The 22,763-nt window shown below is 47.1% G+C and carries 19 protein-coding genes and 1 other annotated feature; of the genes, 2 read left to right on the forward strand and 17 right to left on the reverse strand.

What is annotated here, in order from left to right; translation table 11 throughout:
- Positions 1-146 precede the first annotated feature (146 nt).
- The 9 genes from AC3RCI_RS19105 to AC3RCI_RS19145 all read right to left on the reverse strand — a co-directional run bounded on the left by AC3RCI_RS19105 (position 147) and on the right by AC3RCI_RS19145 (position 6,260).
- On the reverse strand, positions 147-734 hold the full coding sequence (locus tag AC3RCI_RS19105) for a lysophospholipid acyltransferase family protein (RefSeq protein WP_127540251.1): 588 nt from the start codon (positions 732-734) through the stop codon (positions 147-149).
- Positions 731-1,435 (reverse strand): (d)CMP kinase, encoded by a 705-nt coding sequence (gene cmk / locus AC3RCI_RS19110; protein ID WP_095361940.1) that lies wholly within the window; start codon positions 1,433-1,435, stop codon positions 731-733. Before cmk ends, AC3RCI_RS19105 begins: the two co-directional genes overlap by 4 nt.
- Before the next feature lie 103 nt (positions 1,436-1,538).
- Positions 1,539-1,763, reverse strand: a complete 225-nt coding sequence (locus tag AC3RCI_RS19115) for a hypothetical protein (protein WP_492472598.1) — start codon at positions 1,761-1,763, stop codon at positions 1,539-1,541.
- A 68-nt stretch (positions 1,764-1,831) separates the two neighbouring features.
- A complete protein-coding gene (locus AC3RCI_RS19120; RefSeq protein ID WP_095292911.1) occupies positions 1,832-2,485 on the reverse strand; it encodes a flagellar brake protein in 654 nt (217 codons plus the stop codon).
- 141 nt (positions 2,486-2,626) lie between these two features.
- Entirely contained in the window at positions 2,627-3,973 is a 1,347-nt protein-coding gene (gene ypeB / locus AC3RCI_RS19125; RefSeq protein WP_154895595.1) for a germination protein YpeB, read from the reverse strand.
- A gap of 108 nt (positions 3,974-4,081) precedes the next feature.
- The gene (locus AC3RCI_RS19130; RefSeq protein WP_164764345.1) at positions 4,082-4,252 is read right to left on the reverse strand and encodes a hypothetical protein; all 171 of its coding nucleotides are present in this window, start codon (positions 4,250-4,252) and stop codon (positions 4,082-4,084) included.
- A 115-nt stretch (positions 4,253-4,367) separates the two neighbouring features.
- Complete coding sequence (gene prsW / locus AC3RCI_RS19135) at positions 4,368-5,063, reverse strand: glutamic-type intramembrane protease PrsW (protein WP_154895593.1); 696 nt, start codon at positions 5,061-5,063, stop codon at positions 4,368-4,370.
- A 41-nt stretch (positions 5,064-5,104) separates the two neighbouring features.
- Positions 5,105-5,719 carry a genetic competence negative regulator gene (locus AC3RCI_RS19140; protein WP_153979202.1) on the reverse strand — a complete coding sequence of 205 codons (615 nt, stop codon included), beginning with the start codon at positions 5,717-5,719 and terminating at the stop codon, positions 5,105-5,107.
- Positions 5,720-5,906: 187 nt separating this feature from the next.
- Complete coding sequence (locus AC3RCI_RS19145) at positions 5,907-6,260, reverse strand: hypothetical protein (RefSeq protein WP_095361945.1); 354 nt, start codon at positions 6,258-6,260, stop codon at positions 5,907-5,909.
- A gap of 93 nt (positions 6,261-6,353) precedes the next feature.
- On the opposite strand from AC3RCI_RS19145, the gene AC3RCI_RS19150 reads away from it, so the two are divergent.
- Positions 6,354-7,229 (forward strand): polysaccharide deacetylase family protein, encoded by an 876-nt coding sequence (locus AC3RCI_RS19150; protein ID WP_336780726.1) that lies wholly within the window; start codon positions 6,354-6,356, stop codon positions 7,227-7,229.
- 43 nt (positions 7,230-7,272) lie between these two features.
- Here AC3RCI_RS19150 and AC3RCI_RS19155 read toward each other — a convergent pair whose 3' ends face one another.
- From AC3RCI_RS19155 to AC3RCI_RS19165, 3 genes are read right to left on the reverse strand one after another with little or no spacing between them, the layout of a single operon-like run.
- Positions 7,273-8,031 carry a metallophosphoesterase gene (locus tag AC3RCI_RS19155; protein ID WP_336780725.1) on the reverse strand — a complete coding sequence of 253 codons (759 nt, stop codon included), beginning with the start codon at positions 8,029-8,031 and terminating at the stop codon, positions 7,273-7,275.
- Between the two features lie 41 nt (positions 8,032-8,072).
- Positions 8,073-8,522 (reverse strand): hypothetical protein, encoded by a 450-nt coding sequence (locus AC3RCI_RS19160; RefSeq protein ID WP_336780724.1) that lies wholly within the window; start codon positions 8,520-8,522, stop codon positions 8,073-8,075.
- On the reverse strand, positions 8,519-9,112 hold the full coding sequence (locus tag AC3RCI_RS19165) for a CPBP family intramembrane glutamic endopeptidase (RefSeq protein WP_492526009.1): 594 nt from the start codon (positions 9,110-9,112) through the stop codon (positions 8,519-8,521). The genes AC3RCI_RS19160 and AC3RCI_RS19165 overlap by 4 nt, the downstream gene beginning before the upstream one ends.
- Positions 9,113-9,448: 336 nt before the next feature.
- Positions 9,449-9,680, forward strand: a binding site (T-box leader).
- 197 nt (positions 9,681-9,877) lie between these two features.
- Between AC3RCI_RS19165 and serA the strand changes: the two genes are divergently transcribed.
- On the forward strand, positions 9,878-11,473 hold the full coding sequence (gene serA, locus AC3RCI_RS19170) for a phosphoglycerate dehydrogenase (protein ID WP_492526011.1): 1,596 nt from the start codon (positions 9,878-9,880) through the stop codon (positions 11,471-11,473).
- 65 nt (positions 11,474-11,538) lie between these two features.
- Here the strand turns inward: serA and AC3RCI_RS19175 are convergent, their stop codons facing one another.
- From AC3RCI_RS19175 to resB, 5 genes are all read right to left on the reverse strand, one after another.
- Positions 11,539-17,313, reverse strand: coding sequence for a BclA C-terminal domain-containing protein (locus AC3RCI_RS19175; RefSeq protein ID WP_492526013.1), 5,775 nt, complete (start codon positions 17,311-17,313; stop codon positions 11,539-11,541).
- A gap of 199 nt (positions 17,314-17,512) precedes the next feature.
- Positions 17,513-18,997, reverse strand: a complete 1,485-nt coding sequence (locus AC3RCI_RS19180; protein WP_492526015.1) for an ATP-binding protein — start codon at positions 18,995-18,997, stop codon at positions 17,513-17,515.
- Complete coding sequence (locus tag AC3RCI_RS19185) at positions 18,966-19,682, reverse strand: response regulator transcription factor (protein ID WP_017687664.1); 717 nt, start codon at positions 19,680-19,682, stop codon at positions 18,966-18,968. Before AC3RCI_RS19185 ends, AC3RCI_RS19180 begins: the two co-directional genes overlap by 32 nt.
- A gap of 142 nt (positions 19,683-19,824) precedes the next feature.
- Positions 19,825-21,087, reverse strand: coding sequence for a cytochrome c biogenesis protein CcsA (gene ccsA / locus AC3RCI_RS19190; RefSeq protein ID WP_127537969.1), 1,263 nt, complete (start codon positions 21,085-21,087; stop codon positions 19,825-19,827).
- The gene (resB, locus tag AC3RCI_RS19195) at positions 21,084-22,757 is read right to left on the reverse strand and encodes a cytochrome c biogenesis protein ResB (protein WP_336780720.1); all 1,674 of its coding nucleotides are present in this window, start codon (positions 22,755-22,757) and stop codon (positions 21,084-21,086) included. Before resB ends, ccsA begins: the two co-directional genes overlap by 4 nt.
- Between the last annotated feature and the right edge of the window lie 6 nt (positions 22,758-22,763).

Below are 22,763 nucleotides of genomic sequence, written 5' to 3' on the forward strand. Positions count from 1 at the left end.
GTCAAATACCCTCCTCAATTCAAAAACCCCATTATATTCAAACCTGCCTGTAGCAGAGTTCAAAACACTTTCAACGCTGAATGGCTTGGATTAGTTTCCCTCAAAAATATGGAAATAATGCATTCAGACTTTCGGCGAAGAGCAAATTATTTGCTCGGTACACCTGTTTTCACCATCTCATTAATTTTGGACATAATCTTTTCAGTTGCTCTTTCCAGTGCATCACCAGAAGGATCTTCCTTAAACTCGTCCAAATTCACCGGTGCTCCATACACCACTTTCATCTTACGAAATAGCTTGTAGTTGCCGATAATAGCAGTAGGGATAACGGTAGCACCACTCCGAAGAGCAAAGCTCGCTGCACCTTTTTTGCCGATGCCTCCATCGTTGTGCCGACTCCCGGATGGGAAAATGCCGAGCACTTCACCATTGCGCAAAATGTTTAGTGAAGTTTTGATGGATTCCTTGCTAACGCCTCCACGCTTAACGGGAAACGCGCCCACAGCCTTGATGATCTTGCCAAGTACCGGAACATCAAACAATTCACTTTTGGCCATGAAGCGTACCTGCCGGCGAATTTTAATACCTACCGTTGGAGGATCAAAGTTACTGATATGATTGGAACATAAAAGTACGCCGCCCTCTTGGGGGATATTCTCCCGTCCAACTGCTTCCAGGCGGAAAAGAATGGTGTAAATGATCCGCAGTACTGTGCTGCAAAATGTGTAAATCATAGACCAACCTCTCCTCTGACCATTGTGCAATAAGATACGATTTTGTCAACCACTTCATGAATACTCATCTTGGTTGTATCAAGAACAGTTGCGTCCTCGGCACAGCGAAGTGGGGATATTTCCCGCTCTTCATCCAATTTGTCACGTGTGGCAATGTCTCGCTCTAATTGCTTCAACGTCAGTCCTTCAGAGGGGTCCAGTTCTTTGAAGCGGCGAAGTGCGCGCTCTTCCACACTGGCAGTCATGAAGATTTTCACTTCCGCATCGGGCAATACTGTCGTTCCGATATCGCGTCCATCCATAACGACGCCCTTGCGCAAAGCCATTTGCCGCTGAGTATCCACTAATTGCGAACGCAGCCCCTCGATTTGCGCATATCGGGACACGATCCCCGTAACTTCACGGGAGCGGATTTCCGAGGTTACATCTTCCCCGTTACAGAACACTTTCTGTCCGCCCGGGTCCGGCTGTAAATCAATGACCAGTTTGTGGGCTTCTTGAAGTACCTCTGATACATTATCCGGAGAAATCCCTTTCCGAATCATGTGTAGGGTTACCGCACGGTACATTGCGCCAGTATCGACGTAAATATAACCGAGCGCCTCTGCAACCAATCGGGCCACGGTACTTTTCCCGGCACCAGCAGGTCCGTCAATTGCAACGTTCATCTTCCCGTTCTCTGATGTGTTCTGGCTTGCCAACGGGGCATTCCTCCTCAAACGATAAGCCTCAATAAAAAAACAGGCATTGCCTGCATCGTGAAAATTATACCACACTATACACATGGATGCAAAAACAGCCAATTCAGTGATGTTCTCTTTTCGTTGAAAACTCCATGTGAATTGGTGTCCCCTCCATTCGGTCTATCCGGGTCACATTTTGTTTGAAATATGGAACCTGAAGCAGCAATTGGTATACCACCAACAACAAGAATAAAACGGCAATAAGCTGAAGGAGTCTTCTTTCCATTCGTTTGGAGAACACGTAATACAGACGCTCATATCTTCGGGATGTACGTCGGTGATTCATACCCAAGCACCTCCGTTTTTCCCCTTACGTTTCCCGCTACATTTCCTTTTTATTCAAAAAACGTGCCCTTACTTCGTACGATAATCCAGCTGCCGTTCAAAGCAGAACTTAATGATTTTTTGCCGCTCCGAATCTGTGATCTGAGTAAACTTCAACATACAGAGCTGTCTTCCAGACTCAAGGGTTTTAATACGAACCACTTCAGCTTCGAAAGCCACATGCTCAATCGTTGAATTCCGATAAGGAACGAGCAGCCAGCAATTCAACTTTTGCCCTTCCGCAATCGGGAAGTTTGGTTCTCCATATATGGACAATCCCCCGCCACCTATATCCTCGGTCAACCCCACGGCACGAGTCAGATCTTCTGCTTGAATGGCTAGTTCAAGATTCGCATGAACACGAAGGAAGCTGCGTCGTTGTATTTTCGAGATATCATCAGGCAGCGGTTTGCGTATACGCACAAGCCTTACCACATCTTCTTCAAATCCGGTCACGTACGTATTGAAATAATGTCTGACGCCATCTTCAGTGATATAAGAGATGGACAGCTCTTCGCCGAAATACAATCTTTTCAAACGACTGCTACCTTGCTGCATTGGTACTTCAATCAAAAAACTGTGATCATCCATGTCTGCTATACGGGATTTGTATTCCTTGCTCTCTTCTTTTTCATCGGCTGAGGCAATTTGGATGTGTAAAATTTCATTAATTTTTGGATACAAGCTCTTCACCGCCACCTTACTATTCATCATCGTATGTACAAGGACTATTATACCATGACCTTTCTCATAGCGGATAACAAAAAACAGACCACGAGGTGGTCTGTTTGGTAAAATTATTGAGTTTCGTTTTCCCTTTAAATTCTAGGAAGTCGCATTCACAGGTTTAATTTCTTCAACTGCTTCTTCGACTCCTGTATTAGCGTTGATATAAATTCGGTATTTCGTCCCGTTGATGCGTCCACCGAATTCATAACATAATACTTCCTTGCTGTAATCATTCTCAATTAATGACTTACGTGCATAGCTCTCCTCAAATTCAGGATTGAGCTTTTTGCGAGCCTGTGCTTCGGTAAGAGCCGCTTTTGGTATTTGCCGTTGTTTCTGATGCTCATAGACATAATCACTTGCCTGGAAACCAGTAACGTCTCCTGTATCCAGACCGACGCGTACAGACATTTTCTCCGGATAAAGCAGGGTATCCCCTTGTTTACGCACGTACGTTAAGTTTGCTAGGTTACCATACTCATCGTAGTTTACTGCTTTCATATCTTTGTAGCCCTTATTGACGAGAAATTGATCCGCTTTGGCCATGGCATCTGAACGTGAGACCTTTTTCGCGCCAATCGGTCTAGTATCGCTGTAGGAAATCAGCATTCCCCCATTGCGGGTAAAATCCATCATCAACTTGCTTTCTTTGCCTTGATTGATCGTAGCGGTATAGGACTCCCAGTCCGTACCTTTACCATTCTCCTGTACATGGATCTTATTGGTGTCTGCATTGGAGAATTTCGCTGCTTTGCTCTGAATTTGCTCTTTCGATACTGGAACACCATCCAACTTCTTGACTGAACGTTTTGCATAAATGCTGGATACTGAAGGACCCCAATCAAGTTCAGGATACTCCTGTACTTTTTTGTTCACTGTGCGAAATCCATCGACAATCGTGTTATCCATCGTTTCTTCTTCTGTCGCCATAGCCGTTTCGGCATCCATCCAGCGCAAGCGGTCAGAAAGAACTTTTTGCTGGACTTCCTGCAGGTTTTTAGTGATCTCGGAGGAATTCTGGTACAGCCTTTTCAGGTTGCCCACTTCCTTCTCACTTAGTGGTTCATTGGTTAAATCACGCATGGAAGCCTGATAAGCAAAGTTTGAGATACGAGAAAGAAATTCCTCCGTCTCGTTAAAAGGCAGCATCGTCAGCGGCAGTTGGTTAATCTCATTTTGCGCCTCGCTGGTAAGCCGCCACACATTCATCAGACCTTTACGGTGCATGCCCTGGGAAGTGGAGTTCACCGCCAGTGTATTACCGATTTCAGAGTGCAGCTTGTCCATATGGAAAGACAAATCATGAAATGCACGCTGATACTGATTCTCCGCTTTGATCAAGATCGCATTTTTCTCCTGGTTCTCCTGGTATCCCCACACAAGGGCACCGATCAGCAATACTGCAAATATCGGAAACATGACTGAACTTAAACGTTTATACATCGGTAGAGTCTCCTTTCATCTGAACCACTATCTATATTGTGGATCGAAGAAAGTCCTCTTATGCATCGGTTTTCCAGCCGGCACAATGTTTGACTCTTTACGAGCTATTTAATTCATTTGAATCCAAGACGTACCGCCATCTTCCTCAATCTCAAATTGATCCCGATTATCACACAGACACTGCTTGAATCCGGTCTCAATTCGCCCTCTTTCTTTTTTACCGCGCAGCGTAAACCGCTCTCCGCACTGTTTGCATCTGATTTTTATTTTTATTCTCATTACGCTGTCCCCGTTTCTGTTGTTCATTCCCCGGGATTCTTTAGGTCAAAAACAAAAAACACACCGGGGCATCAGGCGCAGTACGCGCTCCATGTCCACCAGTGTGTCCGTATTTCTATAATTTAACCTCTTCCTCCCGTTTCACAAATCGAAAAGGAGAGCGGTTATTAGCCCGCGTAATTTTGCCTATGGCTCCATACCACAATCCCGCCATTAGCGGTGCTATGAACCACAGCCAATAGTTTACCATTGTGTTCATGATGACATCGTACAGTGCATGCCAGAAAAATGGAAGCAGCAGCGATAGCATCAGGAACCAACGTTTTTTCTTGCCGTCCGTAAACCTGGCCCGCCCCATGTAATATCCCATAATTACCGCAAACATGGCGTGTCCTGACACAGGAAGTAATGCACGGAGAAACATGGCTGAGACGGAGGCATTCCCCGCAAAGGCATACAATACATTCTCCACTGTTGCAAAACCAAGTGAAACAGCAACAGCGTAAAGAATACCGTCATATGGCTCATCAAATTCCGTGTGATTATAAATGATGTGGTATAACACAAACCATTTAACGAATTCCTCAACCCCGCCGGAAATGAGAATAGACTCAACATAAGGGTTATCTCCGAGCCACAGCATCATACCTCGCTGAATAATCATCACAGGCAACACCATCAAAATACCCATAACGAATACTCTCAGTACCATATGAAGCGGCTCGGAATCATAACGGTCTTTCAGATAAAAATATGTTAACAAGGCGAGACCCGGAGCTACTGCTGCCGCTAAAACCGAAAACAAAAGCACCGAAATTCCCTCCTCTGACTAAGACGCGTTTGCAATTGAATTTAATCCTGACGTTTGAAATGGGTGCAGATCACTTCAATGGCCTGTTCAGGCATAATCACTTTACCGTATTCTTCCATAACCGCTGGCGTAACCGAAGAACCCTCACCAAATTCAGCAAGCAGTGCTATTAGAGCAGCATGTTTGGTGCTATCGACTTCGTCCGGTTCCAGATGCAGGAACCACTTATCTTTATAGGAATAGAGTCTTCCCGCATTGGTTACATGTTCACGCAGCATATGTGCAGCCTCGATCAAGATTTCAAAATCCTTAAAGGCATATACAATGGAATCGCTCTGCTCCAGTGTAACTTCCATCTCGTATACTTCTTCAGGCAGATCATCCTCATGGCCGGAACCATATTGTTGCGGATCATATTTCCCACGCGTAACAATGACCACCATTCCTTGAGCGGGAAGTGCGAATACTTCGACAGCAAGAGGACCTGTAGCATCGAACCCAAGTTCGGAATATGCCTGATCCATCATTTCAGTGAACAGTTCATGAACTTTAGGTATTTCCTGCCACATATCTTCTTTTTGTATTCCGCGCTCGCTCAGATCGTCAAAGGTCAGGAAAATCCGTATCTTATCGTGACTTAATCGTTCTATTTTCATACAGGATCTCCCCTTTATAAGCAAGTCTTATAACAGATTATGAAGCACAAAACAATATGTGCTGAAAATAAATCTATGTAGTTATGTTATCATTTTATACCTGCAAATGCACGAAGTAAAATCGACAAAAAAAGAATCAATCCACATCCAACAAGACTGTGGTTGATTCTATTCCAGTAGTTTTGGTTTATAAACCGGGTACTGTTGTGTTTGTTTGACTCAAAATTTGCTCAACTTCATGTTTAACATCCGGATTGGTGCGAATAAAATCTTTGAGCATGTTCATGTTTTCTTCTTTTTCCTGCGGGGTAATGGCTCTTGCTGTTTTTTTCAATGCACTTTTGTGGGATTCACCATGCTCATTATTCTTAGGACTGAATCCATCCATGCCTGGAAAAGTCATTTCCATCATCTTGTGCTTGGCTTGACCCATCATGTTGCCGGACGAGAGTGAAGACAACATGGGAATTTTGCCCTTGGACAGATATGAACTGGCAGCAACACCAACTACAATCCCCCAAAAAAAGGATGACGCCTTCATTACACCAACCTCCTCTTATGTTAAGATCACAACTAGTGTTTGCGGAAGCACGAAATCTCATTCCGCATAAATACAGGAAAGTGAGTTGAAATTATGTTTAAAACGACTGCCGCAATCCTTATTTCCGCATGTCTCCTGTTGTCAGCATGTGGGGAGCAAGAAACACCTACTGCCGAAAACACCGCTCCTGAAAATGAAACAGTCTCCTCTGTACCAAGTGAAGAAAGCAAAACTTCAAACGCAGTGGAAGATGACCTACCTTCGTCTCAAGACAGCTTAGAGCAAACACAAGAACAAGAGACGACCGAGGATAAAAAAGAACAACACATTGAGAAGACATATCATATGAATGAAAATTATTACATCAAACCCAATGACGAAAACGGTGAGAAGAAGGTCGTTCTTCTGACATTCGATGACGGCCCTAAGGAAGCAGAAATGATTAATGGATTAATTGATACACTTGACAAGCATAATGCTAAAGCCATATTTTTCGTTAATGGATATCGCGTTAAAAGCCATCCGGAATTGCTAAAGCTTATTTACGAGCGTGAGCAGATTATTGGTAATCACGCTTGGGACCATGAGGATCTCAAAAAAATGTCCGCTTCAGAAGCTTCCAAGCAGGTAACGGATGTTCAACACATCGTCAAAGAAACCATTGGTGTGGAGCCTGAATTCTTCCGCCCTCCCTTTGGTTCTGGTAATGACGCTTTGAAGGAAACCGTCAAACAAAATGGCATGTTATACATGACATGGTCCAATGGTTCGCTGGACTGGGACAAGAGCACTCAGAACAAACCCGATAAAGTCGTTCAGAATGTGCTTGATCAGTTAAATCCCGGAAGCAATATATTAATGCATGAGCTTCCCTGGACTGTAGAGGCATTAGATGATTTGTTAACGAAGCTGGAGAACAAGGGATATTCTTTTGTTGACCCTCGTTCGATAGAGCTCGAGGCCAGGTGAGGATATAGATAAACAGCCCTGATCCATGTAGATCAAGGCTGTTTTATTTTGTTTTTATCGATTTTAAAGTAATCTTGTGCATCTCAGCTGGACAGCATAATCTGAGTGGCAAATGATTCGTTCCATAACCTCTGCTGACGAGCATTTTGCCATCAGGATCACCGTTCATCCGTTTCAAGGTGTACCATCCGTTCGACACATTTCGGTATGCTTGGTTAAGGAAAATCGGTCCAAGAAACGGGATCACGAGTTGTCCCCCGTGTGTGTGCCCACATAAGATAAGATCAGCATCATCATGAACACTCTTCGCCTGAAGCGGATCATGAATTAATACAATTAGGCAATCATTTCTGTCCTTTTCCCTTAGGTGATTGCTAAGTTCACGAGACCGATAATCCGCTCCAGCCAGCTTTATGCGGGAATCCCTTTTTTGAAGAGACACAACCTGATCCTGCAGAAGCCGAACCCCAGTTTCCTCAAAAATCCGTGTCAACTGAGCCGTTCCGGCATGTTTGTCATGGTTTCCATAAACCGCATAAGCAGGTGCAATATTGGTCAGTAGTTGCATATTGTGTCTGACGATGGACCATGAAATTCCCTTCTCTGCCACATCTCCACCTATCAGAACCCAGTCCACCTGGCCCAATAATGGCCTAATGTCCTCCTGCCTCAATCTCCTCTTATGAAGGTCAGATACATACAAAATGACGCTTCCATCGAACGAATGGGGTAAGGCGTTTATTTCAACCTCATCCTCCACGACCCGGTGAAGGTGCGCTTCACGCCACATATGAACGATCAATATGAAAACCACCATCAACACAGATGCGAACCAGACCATGATTACCAAGGCCAAGGAAGAAATGTGTTTAGTGGCGGAGCCCCTTTTATGCCCCACCAGACCAAGCTGATCGTGAGTAAAACAAAAATAATGATGAGTGAGTTGACAAACCGTTTACTTAACCGCAATCGGCGAGAAGGATGAAGCTCAGTCCGGGTAGGAAGTGAACCTGCTTCCGTGACCGTTTCATCGGTCGCTTTTTGCTGAGATTTGGAACGTGCCGGAGCCCGGCTGGGGAGCACTGGGCTTTCCAGTGCTGATGCATACGACTTGCGTTGTGATCTTGGTACGGATACGGTGGACAATGATGCCCCCGCCCCCTCCAGTGCAGCTGCCGGTTCAGCAACCAGGTTCACTTGAGGAGCCGTAGTCCGCTCGGTCTTCTCTGTTTTGTCCGAGTGGCGGTGGCGCTGACTGCCATATGTCTTCATTCTGCTTAATTGCTGGTTCATGATCCCCTCCGAAAACGTATCGCTAATCCGGACACCAAATCAATAATAAAGTGACATAATATTGGCGCCCACAATGTGCCGGATTGCAAATAAATCCAACCCAATCCATAGCTAGAAACAAATACCCAACCTGTAGGAATCCAGTGGCGAAGATATCGAATATGAATTACTGCAAACAATATGCTAGTCCAGTAAGGGCCAATGGCATGCTGTATGGCTCCGCGAAACAATAATTCTTCACAAACAGCGACAATAGCTGCTATACATACGATATGCCAGATGGGGCGTGACCTGAACAGCATATCATTGATTCCTCCGTCATCCATGCTCTCCTGAGGAATGACATAAGACAGGACCAAATCCATGACGAGCATAATGCCTGCAAGACCAAGCCCCCACCAAATAAAATGAACACTTTCCGGCCAAGCAAGCACGTCGAACAGATTTCGCTTCTGCAATAAAATCCATACAACTCCAATGATCAGAGTTAAACCTTGTGTAATGTATAGATTGATCAGAAGCAAGCGCTCGGTAAGCTGCTGTGGTTCAGCCCTCTGAATCTTGAACTTGGAAAACTTTGATTTTTTCATTGCCTGCGTCTGTCCTCTTACTAGATATTTGATGGATAACCTACTTGGCTGCCCAATCGGATAGTATACTAAATGATAGCCAAAAATCCAAATTGGTTCAAGACCTGCCTCAAGTCCTGGTTTCCTATCCTTTGTTACCCGAAATTCACTCTCATCGTAACGTCTGATTTGATTTTTTGAATCTTGATTTTTCTTCGACTTTCAGTTATATGATTCAGGCATCTTTCATAGTAAACCGCTGATAAATGAACGTGATCCAAGTTATCTGCATTAAAACATTTATGCCTATTGACATGGTCATGTTAGCCATGATACATTATGAAAAAATTAGTCACGTTAAACACGATGATGGAAAAAAGATGTTGCTTTGTTCTTACAGAGAGCCGATGGATGGTGCAAATCGGTGGCAGGCAATGGATCTTGAGCGTTCCTGAGTTATTGCATTGAAATTGGAGTAGGTGCAATCGGTTTAGACCCGTTATCCTCTTCGGTCTTTATTGACCGTGAAGACTGTCGTTGCGAAGCGGCAGTGAATTAGGGTGGTACCACGACAACTCTCGTCCCTTATTGCGCAAGCAGTATGTGGATTGAGAGTTTTTTGATTTATTTTTAGGAATATACGTGGGTCCACTCTATTATTACACCCCTCTCCTCTGCTGCGACACCGCGTTGTTGGGCGGAAGGATGAACCCGGTTTTAAGGAACACCTCATTGCAGAGGTAAGTCCTTGACGATATAGATACACATACTAAGGAGGAAGAAACCATGTACAAAGTGTTAGTATCGGACCCAATCAGTGATCTGGGTATTCAGCAACTGGTGGATGCAAATGATGTTGTAGTTGAGAAAAATACCGGTCTTAGTGAAGATGAGCTTGTAGCCATTATTGGTAATTATGACGCCCTTCTCGTTCGAAGCCAAACTCGTGTTACAGATCGTATTATGGCTGCTGGAACAAATCTCAAGGTCATTGGCCGTGCAGGGGTTGGGGTGGATAACATTGACCTGGAGGCTGCCACTCAACGCGGTATCATCGTTATTAATGCGCCAGATGGTAATACCATCACGACATGTGAGCATACATTTGCCATGATGATGGCATTGGCACGTCACATCCCACAGGCCTACGCCAAAACCATTCAAGGTACATGGGATCGCAAGACCTTCCTGGGTGTGGAACTCAGAAATAAAACTCTGGGTGTACTCGGAATGGGACGAATCGGCAGTGAGGTAGCCAAACGCGCCAAAGCCTTTGGTATGGATATTCTGGCATACGACCCGTTCCTGACTCAAGAACGTGCAGAGAAGCTTCAAGTTAAACTGGCCAGCGTGGATGACATCATTCGCAATGCTGACTTTATGACCGTACACACTCCATTGACACCTGAAACTCGACACATGATCTCCCGTGCACAATTTGAAATCATGAAAAAAGGTATGCGCATTATCAACTGTGCTCGTGGCGGAGTCATTGATGAGATGGCCCTTGTGGAAGCAATCGATGAGGGTATTGTTGCAGGTGCTGCCTTTGACGTGTTTGAAAGCGAGCCACCAGCACAGGATCATCCTTTCCTGAACCATCCAAGTATCATCGTTACGCCACACCTTGGAGCTTCCACTGTGGAAGCACAAGAAAATGTAGCGATTGATGTATCGGAGCAGGTACTTCATATTTTGCGGAATGAACCGTTCAAAAACGCTGTGAACATGCCAGCGGTTGCACCAACCGTGATGAATAAGCTCCAGCCGTATTTTAAGCTGGGTGAAACCCTGGGTAGCTTTGCAGCCCAAATTACACAAAATGCCGTGCAAGAGATTCGAATTGACTATGCTGGGGATCTTTCAGAAGTGGATACGTCGCCACTCACTCGTTACATTGTCAAGGGAATTCTCGCCAGACATCTGGGCGGAGAAGCAAATATAGTTAACTCCATGCATCTAGCCAAAACCCGTGATCTGAATGTAGTTGTAAGCCAAACATCCACAACTAAAGGGTTTACCAACCTCATCACTGTTACGTTGGTAACAACACAAGATGCAGAGGAACGCCGTGTAGCCGGAACGCTCCTTGCAGGTTACGGAGAACGGATCGTACGCCTGGACAAATTCCCGGTTGATATCGCTCCAGAAAGTCACCAAATTTTGATCTCCCATAACGATAAGCCAGGTATCATCGGACGGGTGGGTACACTGCTTGGTCAAAATGATGTCAACATCGCCTCCATGCAAGTGGGACGGAAAATTATCGGTGGTGCTGCAATCATGATTCTGACCGTGGATAAAGCAGTTCCAAAAGATGTCCTTGTCCAGCTTACAGGTCTGCCTGAGCTTAATACAGCTGTTGAAATTGTTCTTGAATAGATGCCACATCGTGCATAGATAGTCAAAAGAGACGAACCCACAAGGATTCGTCTCTTTTTTTGTACTTAGCTTAATCGAATAATGTTGAGTGTGGCGCCTGGAGGTGACAATACTGCTGTTGCAACCAAACCGAACAATTGCAGTTGAATGGTTGATCCAGCCGTGACAGTTACAATAAAGTCTGTTGCTAATTGGCTAAGAGAAAGTACTGGCGAGATTACACTTGGTGGAACTACAGCACCATTTAGCAGTATTCGAGATTGGACAGCGAGCGCTGCTGTAAGATTGATTTTGTAACTAATATAATAACGTCCTGCCGTAGCAAGAGTAAATGTATCACTGGTTCCATTTACGGTAATTCCGGTACCAATGTTTTGATTATTAGGCAGAGGTACAACCGTTCCGCCCAAAAGAACAAGAATTGTACCACTTGTATTCTCTGCGTATGAAGATGCTGCTGTAACTGAAGTTCCTGTTACACCTGTAGCGCCAGTTACTCCTGTGGTTCCGACACCTGTAGCTCCTGTTATGCCAGTCGCACCCGTCACTCCAGTTGCACCTGTAAGTCCCGTTGTACCTGTGGTACCTGTGGTACCTGTTGCTCCGGTACTTCCCGTTATGCCTATTCCAGTAGCTCCCGCTATACCCGTCTCTCCTGTTACTCCAGTTGTTCCTGTCGCTCCAGTACTTCCTGTTACGCCTACCCCAGTAGCTCCTGTTGCCCCGGTACTGCCGGTTACACCTACACCAGTTGCTCCTGTTACCCCGGTACTTCCCGTTATGCCTACTCCAGTAGCTCCCGTTATACCGGTTTCTCCTGTTACTCCTGTTACTCCCGTTGCTCCGGTAATTCCGGTTACCCCTACCCCAGTAGCTCCTGTTACACCTGTCGCACCAGTTGCACCTGTAAAACCTGTGATGCCTGTAGTCCCTGTAACTCCGCTCGCTCCGATTATCCCTGTGGCTCCTGTTGCGCCAGTTACTCCAGTTTCACCTGTACCACCGGTTACTCCGGTGAATCCTGTAACACCTGTTGCTCCTGCGCCAGCCAGTAATGTGTAATCTGGGGAGGTTCCTGGTGTCCCGGTCGGTGCGGCAACATTGGCGATATACGTACTGCCGTTAAATGTAACCACTTGACCTGCCGGATACGTTGGAGCCACAGCCGGATCGAATGGTACCACTCCGCTCAAACCAACCCCTGTCGCACCCGTGATACCTGTAATTCCTGTCGCACCAGTTGCACCTGTAAAACCTGTGATGCCTGTAGTCCCTGTAACTCCGCTCGCTCCGATTATCCCTGTGGCTCCTGTTGCGCCAGTTACTCCAGTTTCACCTGTACCACCGGTTACTCCGGTGAATCCTGTAACACCTGTTGCTCCTGCGCCAGCCAGTAATGTGTAATCTGGGGAGGTTCCTGGTGTCCCGGTCGGTGCGGCAACATTGGCGATATACGTACTGCCGTTAAATGTAACCACTTGACCTGCCGGATACGTTGGAGCCACAGCCGGATCGAATGGTACCACTCCGCTCAAACCAACCCCTGTCGCACCCGTGATACCTGTAATTCCTGTCGCACCAGTTGCACCTGTAAAACCTGTGATGCCTGTAGTCCCTGTAACTCCGCTCGCTCCGATTATCCCTGTGGCTCCTGTTGCGCCAGTTACTCCAGTTTCACCTGTACCACCGGTTACTCCGGTGAATCCTGTAACACCTGTTGCTCCTGCGCCAGCCAGTAATGTGTAATCTGGGGAGGTTCCTGGTGTCCCGGTCGGTGCGGCAACATTGGCGATATACGTACTGCCGTTAAATGTAACCACTTGACCTGCCGGATACGTTGGAGCCACAGCCGGATCGAATGGTACCACTCCGCTCAAACCAACCCCTGTCGCACCCGTGATACCTGTAATTCCTGTCGCACCAGTTTCGCCTGTAAAACCTGTAATGCCTGTAAGTCCGGTAGCCCCTGTAACGCCAGTTGCACCGGTTATTCCCGTGATTCCTGTGGCTCCTGTGGCTCCTGTGGCTCCAGTTTCGCCTGTACCTCCGGTTACTCCAGTTAATCCGGTAACACCTGTTGCACCAGCTCCTGCCAACAACGTGTAGTCTGTAGATGTGCCCGGTGTTCCCGTTGGGGCTGCAACATTCGTAATATACGTGCTGCCGTTAAACGTAACCACTTGACCTGCAGGATACGTTGGAGCCACGGCCGGATTGAATGGTACCACTCCACTCAATCCGATACCCGTTGCTCCCGTGATACCTGTAATTCCTGTCGCTCCAGTTTCACCTGTAAAACCTGTGATGCCTGTAAGTCCTGTAGCCCCTGTAACTCCGGTCGTTCCGGTTATCCCCGTGATTCCTGTGGCTCCTGTTGCGCCAGTTATGCCAGTTTCGCCTGTACCTCCGGTTACTCCAGTTAATCCGGTAACACCTGTTGCACCAGCTCCTGCCAACAACGTGTAGTCTGGAGATGTGCCCGGTGTCCCAGTCGGTCCGGCAACATTCGCAATATACGTACTTCCGTTAAACGTAACCACTTGACCTGCCGGATACGTTGGAGCCACGGCTGGATCGAATGGTACCACTCCGCTCAAACCTATTCCTGTCGCACCCGTGATACCTGTTGCCCCGGTTTCACCGGTAACACCCGCTATACCTGTGACACCTGTTGCCCCAGCTCCCGCCAACAACGTGTAGTCTGCAGATGTGCCCGGTGTCCCAGTCGGAGCGGCAACATTCGCAATATACGTACTACCGTTGAACGTAACCACTTGACCAGATGGGTACGTTGGAGCCACAGCCGGATCAAATGGTACTACTCCACTCAAACCGATTCCTGTTGCACCCGTGATCCCTGTTGCCCCAGTTATACCAGTGTCTCCGGTAATACCTGTGACCCCAGTCAATCCAGTAACTCCAGTAACTCCTGTCGCCCCTGCTCCCGCCAATAACGTATAGTCTGGGGATGTCCCCGGTGTTCCCGTTGGGGCTGCAACATTCGTAATATACGTGCTGCCGTTAAACGTAACTACCTGACCTGCTGGATATGTTGGTGCCACCGCCGGATCGAATGATACTACTCCGCTCAAACCGATACCCGTTGCACCCGTTATCCCCGTGATCCCTGTTGCTCCAGTTTCACCTGTAACTCCAGTTACTCCGGTCACACCTGTTGCACCAGCTCCTGCCAACAACGTGTAGTCTACAGATGTGCCCGGTGTCCCAGTCGGTCCGGCAACATTGGCAATATACGTACTTCCGTTAAACGTAACCACTTGACCCGCCGGATACGTTGGAGCCACGGCTGGATCGAATGGTACCACTCCGCTCAAACCAATACCCGTTGCTCCCGTGATTCCTGTGGCTCCTGTTGCGCCGGTTACCCCAGTTTCGCCTGTACCTCCGGTTGCTCCAGTTAATCCGGTAACACCTGTTGCACCAGCTCCTGCCAACAATGTGTAGTCTGCAGATGTGCCCGGTGTCCCAGCCGGTCCGGCAACATTCGCAATATACGTACTTCCGTTGTACGTAACTACCTGACCTGCTGGATATGTTGGTGCCACCGCCGGATCGAATGATACTACTCCGCTCAAACCGATACCCGTTGCTCCCGTCACCCCCGTGATCCCTGTTGCTCCAGTTTCACCTGTAACTCCAGTTACTCCGGTGAAACCTGTTGCCCCAGCTCCCGCCAACAACGTGTAGTCTGCAGATGTGCCCGGTGTCCCAGCCGGTCCGGCAACATTGGCAATATACGTACTTCCGTTGTACGTAACCACTTGACCTGCCGGGTACGTTGGAGCCACAGCCGGATCAAATGGTACTACTCCACTCAAACCGATTCCTGTTGCACCCGTGATCCCTGTTGCCCCAGTTATACCAGTGTCTCCGGTAATACCTGTGACCCCAGTCAATCCAGTAACTCCTGTCGCCCCTGCTCCCGCCAATAACGTGTAGTCCGGAGACGTTCCTGGTGTTCCTGTTGGGGATGCAACAGTAGCAATATACGTACTTCCATTAAACGTGACCACCTGACCTGCTGGATATGTTGGCGCAACGGCCGGATCAAATGGCAAGATCCCGCTTAATCCTACTCCTGTCGATCCTGTTGGACCTGTAGCTCCCGGACTTCCTGTGCTTCCTGTTATACTCACACCCGTTGCTCCAGTAACTCCTGTCGCCCCTGCTCCCGCCAATAACGTGTAGTCCGGAGACGTTCCTGGTGTTCCCGTTGGGGATGCAGCAGTAGCGATATACGTACTTCCGTTGAACGTGACTACTTGACCGGCGGGATATGTCGGAGCAACGGCTGGATCAAATGGCAAAATCCCGCTTAGTCCTACTCCTGTCGATCCTGTTGCACCTGTAGCTCCGGGATTTCCTGTACTTCCTGTTATACTTACGCCTGTTGCACCAGTAACTCCTGTAGCTCCTGCTCCTGCCAACAACGTGTAGTCTGGAGATGTCCCTGGTGTCCCCGTTGGGGATGCAACAGTGACGATATACGTACTACCATTAAAAGTAACGATCTGACCGGCTGGATATGTCGGGGCAACGGCCGGATCAAACGGCAAAACGCCAGTTAAACCTATTCCTGTTGCTCCCGTTGGACCCGCTGAACCAGTAGGTCCGGCACCCGCAAGCAATGTATAATCTGGAGAGGTATTTGGCGTTCCAGTCGGAGATGCCACATTCGTAATATAAGTACTGCCGTTAAACGTAACCACCTGACCTGAAGGATATGCCGGAGCCGCAGCAGGGTCAAATGGCACCGATCCTTCCAAACCTACGCCTGTTGCTCCAGTCGTGCCAGTTACTCCTGCACTCGCAAGCAATGTATAATCCGGAGAGGTATTTGGCGTTCCAGTCGGAGATGCCACATTCGTAATATATGTTCCACCTGCATAGGTTACAATTTGCCCGGAAGCATACGACGGAGCAAGCGCAGGATCAAAAGGAACGATGCCTGTTAATCCTGCACCTGTTGCTCCCGTAGCACCAGTTGTTCCACCCGATAACAATAATGTAAAATCTGGCGAAGTTCCCGGGATACCCGTTGGGCTATTTACATTAGCTGCATATAAATTCCCATCATAACTGACAACTTGGCCTTGAGAATAACTTGGACCTTGTGTTGGATCATATGGCGTTACATTATCAAACCCTGCTCCCGTTGGTCCTGCTGGACCCTGAGCACCTTGTGGTCCAGCGGGACCAATCGGACCTACAGGACCTGCTGGGCCTACTGGACCTGCTGGACCCGCTAAGCCCGCCTCTCCAGGAGGCCCTGCCGGCCCCTGTACTCCAGGCACACCTGGCACTCCGGGGACTCCGGGCACCCCCGGTGGACCAGCAGGTCCGGTTATCCCGGACGAACCAATTCCTATGGTTGAACGGCTAAGTGATATAGACGTATTCCGAATCAATCCTACAAGCTTATCTTTCTCTGGCGGGGGTACCTCAAGCAACAAAGTCACACTCAACAGATCATCAAGCAGGTTCTGCAGATTGCCAGACAAGTTGACTAACGCAACAGGTACGACCTCTGAAGCTGCAATGGTTAATTCCAATACAGCTTGAAGCTCGGCTTTTACGCCAGCACGAAAACCTGACTCGTTCACAAAAGTAAGTACATTCCGTAATCCTGACTGCAGCGCAAGTATGTTAGCAGATGTAGGCTGACTAACTGCAGCGGGGATGGTGATTGCCAACGATTGAAGTAACGTTTCAAATTGCTCCTGCTCACCTGTTGTTATAGGAATGAAGGGCGATCCCGCCCTGAACGATCTACCTTCCAAAAAAGCTTTGATATTTACCCGTTTACGCCTATCGGACATGCTTTATCCAATCCTCCTTTAACTACCTTGTTTTTCAAGCTTATGTCACGTTGGAGGGAAAATTATCTTGGACAATAGAATTGTTTCGTTAATTTATCAACTTTTATATGTTCCACGTTGAACAAGATTAAACGGTACACTTCAACAAAAAAACACCCTCCTCAGGAGGGTGTTTCCACAATTTTCGTATGAAATCCGGCTATTTCGGGGAATTCACCGGAAATTGTAATATAAACTCTGTACCTTCGCCAAGCGTACTGTTCACATGAATGATACCATGATGTGCATCAACGATATTTTTCACGATCGCCAGACCCAGTCCAGTACCCACACTTTCTCCACGAACCCGAGCCTTATCCGCTTTGTAGAATCTTTCAAAGATAAATGGCAGATCGGAAGTAGGGATACCTGCACCCTCATCCTTAATCGACACTTTAGCCATGGACGTTCGATGATCTCCAGCCAATGTGGCCGCAATAATGACATTTTTGTCGGGAGGTGTATGACGAAATGCATTATCAAGCAGATTGGTAAATACCTGCTCAAGACGATCCTCATCAGCCTGCTGAAGCATAATGCTTGACTGACTACATTCAAAATGAAGCCGGATATCCTGTTCTTTGGAGCGTACGGAGAATTTCCGATACACCCGTTCCAGAAGTTCCACCAAATCGACTTCCTTCATCGCCATATCCGTATGCCCCGCTTCCATCCGGGCCAGATCCAGCAGATCCTTAACCAGTCTGCCCATCCGTAGGGATTCATCATGAATGACCTGAATCAATTCTTCACTTTCCTCGGGTGAAGCTGCCATGCCATCCAGAAGAGCTTCACTGTAACCTTGCATCATGGATAACGGCGTTCGTATTTCATGAGACACGTTGGCGACGAAATCACGACGCATTTTCTCCAAACGAACCTCTTCAGTCACATCACGCAAAACGGCAACCGCACCTCGAACAACACTATCTGCATATAGAGGTGTCATCTGAACAGACCACACTCCCTGCTGAACATGCACATTCGAGCTCTGATCGCCGCCATGCTCCATAACCAGTTTGAACAAAGGAATCAGTGGTTCGGGAACTTCCCGTGAAGACACACCCCCATTGTTTACTTCCTGCCCCTCTTCGTCCTGTGCCCAATCCAGGTCACACCAAGCCTGCATGATCTTTTCCCCTGGAGGATTCGTCAGAATAACCTTACCTTCACCATCAAAAGTAACAACGGCATCCGTCATGCTACGAAGCACACTCGCCAAATGCTCCTTTTCATGGTTCAGGTTCCGAATGTTGTCCTCCAGTTGAGCCGCCATGTGATTGAATGTGTTAGCCAGTTCACCAATCTCGTCGCTAGTCACGAGAGAGAGCCTAGTCCCATAATTTCCTTTGCGAATTGCGTTGGCTGCCTGAATCAGCTGCTGCATCGGCTGAGTGATCTTCGTGAACAAAAAGAGGGCGAAGAATGTCGTTAAACTGAACCCGATGATACAGACATACGTGAACAGGCGCTTGATGTCCCTGGACTCCGATTCCGCAAAGTTCGTATCGATATACGGTAGCAAAAAAAGACCCAGCGCGATGAGCACACAGCCCACGAGACATATAATCGTAATCCATAACTTCCCGACCAGTGATCTCCAGAAATTGAAACTATTTCGGTACTTCCAGTTTATAACCCACACCCCAAACTGTCGTAATCATAGCCGCCGATTCAGGCGACACCTTGTTCAGCTTTTCACGAAGACGCTTGACGTGTGTATCCACGGTGCGGAGATCACCGAAAAACTCATAATTCCAAACATCCTTGAGCAATTCCTCTCTGGAGAACACTTTGTCCGGAGAGGTCGCCAGGTAATGTAATAACTCATACTCTTTTGGTGTAAGACTTATCTCTTCCCCACCTGCAGTTACCCGATGAGCGTCATGCTCAATAACCAGATGAGGGAATACGATATTGTTGCTTGAGTTACTTTCTTTGGACAGATATGCAGTTGCCGAAGAACGACGCAGGATTGCCTTCACCCGATAAATCACTTCACGTGGGCTGAAAGGCTTCACCACATAGTCATCTGCGCCTACTTCAAATCCTTGAACACGGTTAATTTCTTCACCTTTTGCAGTAAGCATTAATACCGGAGTCGATTTCACCTGACGAAGACGAGTGCACACTTCTACACCATCCATGCCAGGCAGCATAACATCGAGCAAAATCAGGCCATAATCTCCAGCTGTTGCTTTTCGCAATGCTGTCTCGCCGTCTTCCGCTTCATCAATTTCATATCCTTCTTTTTCAAGATACATTTTCAAAAGTCTGCGGATCCGTTCCTCATCGTCCACGACCAGTATCCGGTTCTCATGTTCTGCCATTCCACTCCAGCCCCTTTGCAATAACTCCAATCACTTCTATTATGTTCGATCTGGCGAACAATATTTGAATGCCCACTTTTAATGCAGGGGCAATGCATGGTTTCATGGATTTTTCTCCAATACTTTAGCGAAACTGCCTATCCTAGTCGGCTCCTGCATAAGAGTGCAGTCCGGCAATGATCAAGTTCACACCTACCAGGGTAAACATGACAACAAGGAATCCGAGCACGGCAAGCCAAGCAGATTTTCGGCCCTGCCACCCTTTGGATAAACGCAAATGCAGGTACACACTATAATAAAGCCATGTAATCAATGCCCACACTTCTTTGGGATCCCAGCCCCAGAAACGGCTCCAGGCAATCTGAGCCCAAATCATGGCAAAAATTAATGCCCCTAATGTAAATATCGGAAAACCGATGGCGATTGCACGATAACTGATTTCATCCAAATCATCAGCATCAATGCCGTCCAGCATAGGTTGCAGAGCTTGTCCGAGCGGTCTTCTTACGATTAATCGTATAATTCCGTAGAGAATCAAACCTACAATCAATGACCAGACTACCGTATTCAATTTGCGTCCGGCGTTAACTCCGTTCATCCAGGATGGCGTCTCAAGTAGAGGTTCCTTCATCCCAAGAAACGGTGTCATACTCTCCACTTCACTCTGATAAGGTGCAAAAATTGGAGGCATGCGATAAATCACTTTCTCTATTGTACTATCTTCCTGTACCTCTGTGTCAATGCTGGCCGTTTTCTGGACAAAAACTGTCTCGTACCCCGTCGCACGAAAGGCAAATACGGTTCCAATAAACCCGATTACAACGACAATCGTAACGAAGGTAAACTCCACCCAGCCGCGCTGACGTCTGGACGATTTGTCTTTCCCACTGAAATCAACGGTACGGAGCAAATACATGAAGCCTGCTGCAAACCCAACCGCGAAGAAGGCTTCACCTAGAGCAGCAAGCGTTACATGGATTTTAAGCCAAATCGATTGCAATGCGGGGATTAAAGGCTGTACTTCCTGTGGGAATACGGCGGCGTATGCCATAATAATAATGGTAAGTGGTAATGCAAACAGTCCAAGCAATGATTTTCGATAGATGGCATATACCACAATAAATGCGACCATGATCATCATGGATAAAAAAGTCATGAACTCATACATGTTACTGACAGGAATATGGCCTGCTCCAGCCCAGCGCGTAAAAAAGAAAACGAAATGCGCCGCGAGTGCAACGATCGAAGCGATAAATGCTCTTTTCCCCCATCTGGCTACATGAGCCTGAGGATCTCGATTACTCCACTTCTTGCCCATAACAGCAATAGCATATAACAAAAATGCAGCACAATAGAGAAAAAAAGATACAATAAATGCGTCGCTGCTGAAATCCAATAAACTCATCCTTGGTTCCCCCCGTTATCCAACGACTTCTCATCCACTTCAAGATTCATCTGTTTTAACACGGCTGATACTTCACGTCTGAAGCCAAACCAGTTTTTGTTGGTGTGTCCTCCCAGTGTGAGCTGACCATCATCAATTCGGATCCAGATACGACGGTGATGCCAGTAGAAGCCCATGACCAATCCCAACATCACAATTCCGGCTCCAACCCAGACAAATGGCATGGCCTTATCTACACGTATATTCAGATAACTTACGGATTGGATAATATCAACCTTATCCATGCTGTCCACTTCAAGCTGCAGAGGAATTTCTCCCCCTATCAGCTGCTGGTTTATTGAATCCTGTCTAAAACGCTGTTTATCCACCTGTTTTGCGAAATAAAGATATTGAATCCCTTCTTCAGGCAGCTCCGGGCCTTTAATTACAAATAAAAAGGCTGGAGCATTAGGTGAAGGGGACAAGGATTTGGGCTGACCGTTTTCATCAAGTCCAAAATCCATAAACTTGTCTTTTACGGTAAGTGAATATGGACCTACCTCGAAGGAGCGCTCTGTATCGACCATGTCAATCTGGAATGAACCGTACTTCTCCCCCGTTTTGGCATCGACCAAATCAGGAGTTACAGAGCGAATGGTAGGTGTAAGGTCGTAATCGAACTGATACGCTTTCAACCCATGATAGTTTAATGGATGATTCACCTTTACATCATGACGGGCAACCTCATTTAATTGAGGCTTCTTGGATAGATCCGAGCAATCGGCGGTGCATTCATAGAGCACAACTTTGGTTTCGAACAGTTTTGGAACAATTTTGTTCAAATTTCGAAATTGCTCGGGAACTTCCTCTTCACTGTAAAATTCAACATTGAACTGTTCGTTTTTTAAGTACATAGAGGTATTAGGGATTTTCTTAATCTCGCCTTCCGGGAAGGCAACATGCTCGTCCAGATTAAGTCCGGGAAGGCCACGGGCCAACACAGCCAGAAGAAAAATAATTAAACCAATGTGAATCACATAGGGTCCCCACCGGGCGAATCGTTGCTTCTCGGCCAGCAGCGCACCTCCCTCTGTATGCACTCGATATCCCTTCTTTTTAAGCGGCGTAACCGCTTTCGTAATCCATTCTTCTGCCCCCTCTTCAATGGGACCTTGATATACCAGACGCTGCCTCGTTAGAAACTGCATGTGTTTACGGATTTTTTGCTTGTTGAGTGCCTTATAGAGCGGAAGCACCCGGTCTAAACTGCATATGACGAGTGAAGCCCCGATCATAACAAGCAATAGGATGAACCACCAGGATTCGTATGTATGGGACAGACCCAGCAGGTAATAGATATGGCCCAACTGTCCATAGGTTTCTTTGTAATACACAGATGGATCAATGTTGAGAAACGTACTCTCTTGAGGGTAGATGGTTCCCAACATGGACCCTACAAGGGTAAATACAATCAGATAGACCGCAATCTTCACGGATGAAAAAAAGTTCCACACACGATCAATGATATTCGGGTTGCTGCGCTGCGAACGACGGGCCCTGCCATCATAGCGCATTTCCAGAACTTCTTTCGATTTAGCCTCAGCTTCGAGCAGCGGTTTACCACATGCTTCACAGAGTACGGTACCGACCGGGTTCTGATGTCCACATTCACATTTGGTATTCTGGAACACGACTAG

The sequence above is a fragment of the Paenibacillus sp. MT124 genome (assembly GCF_058792755.1).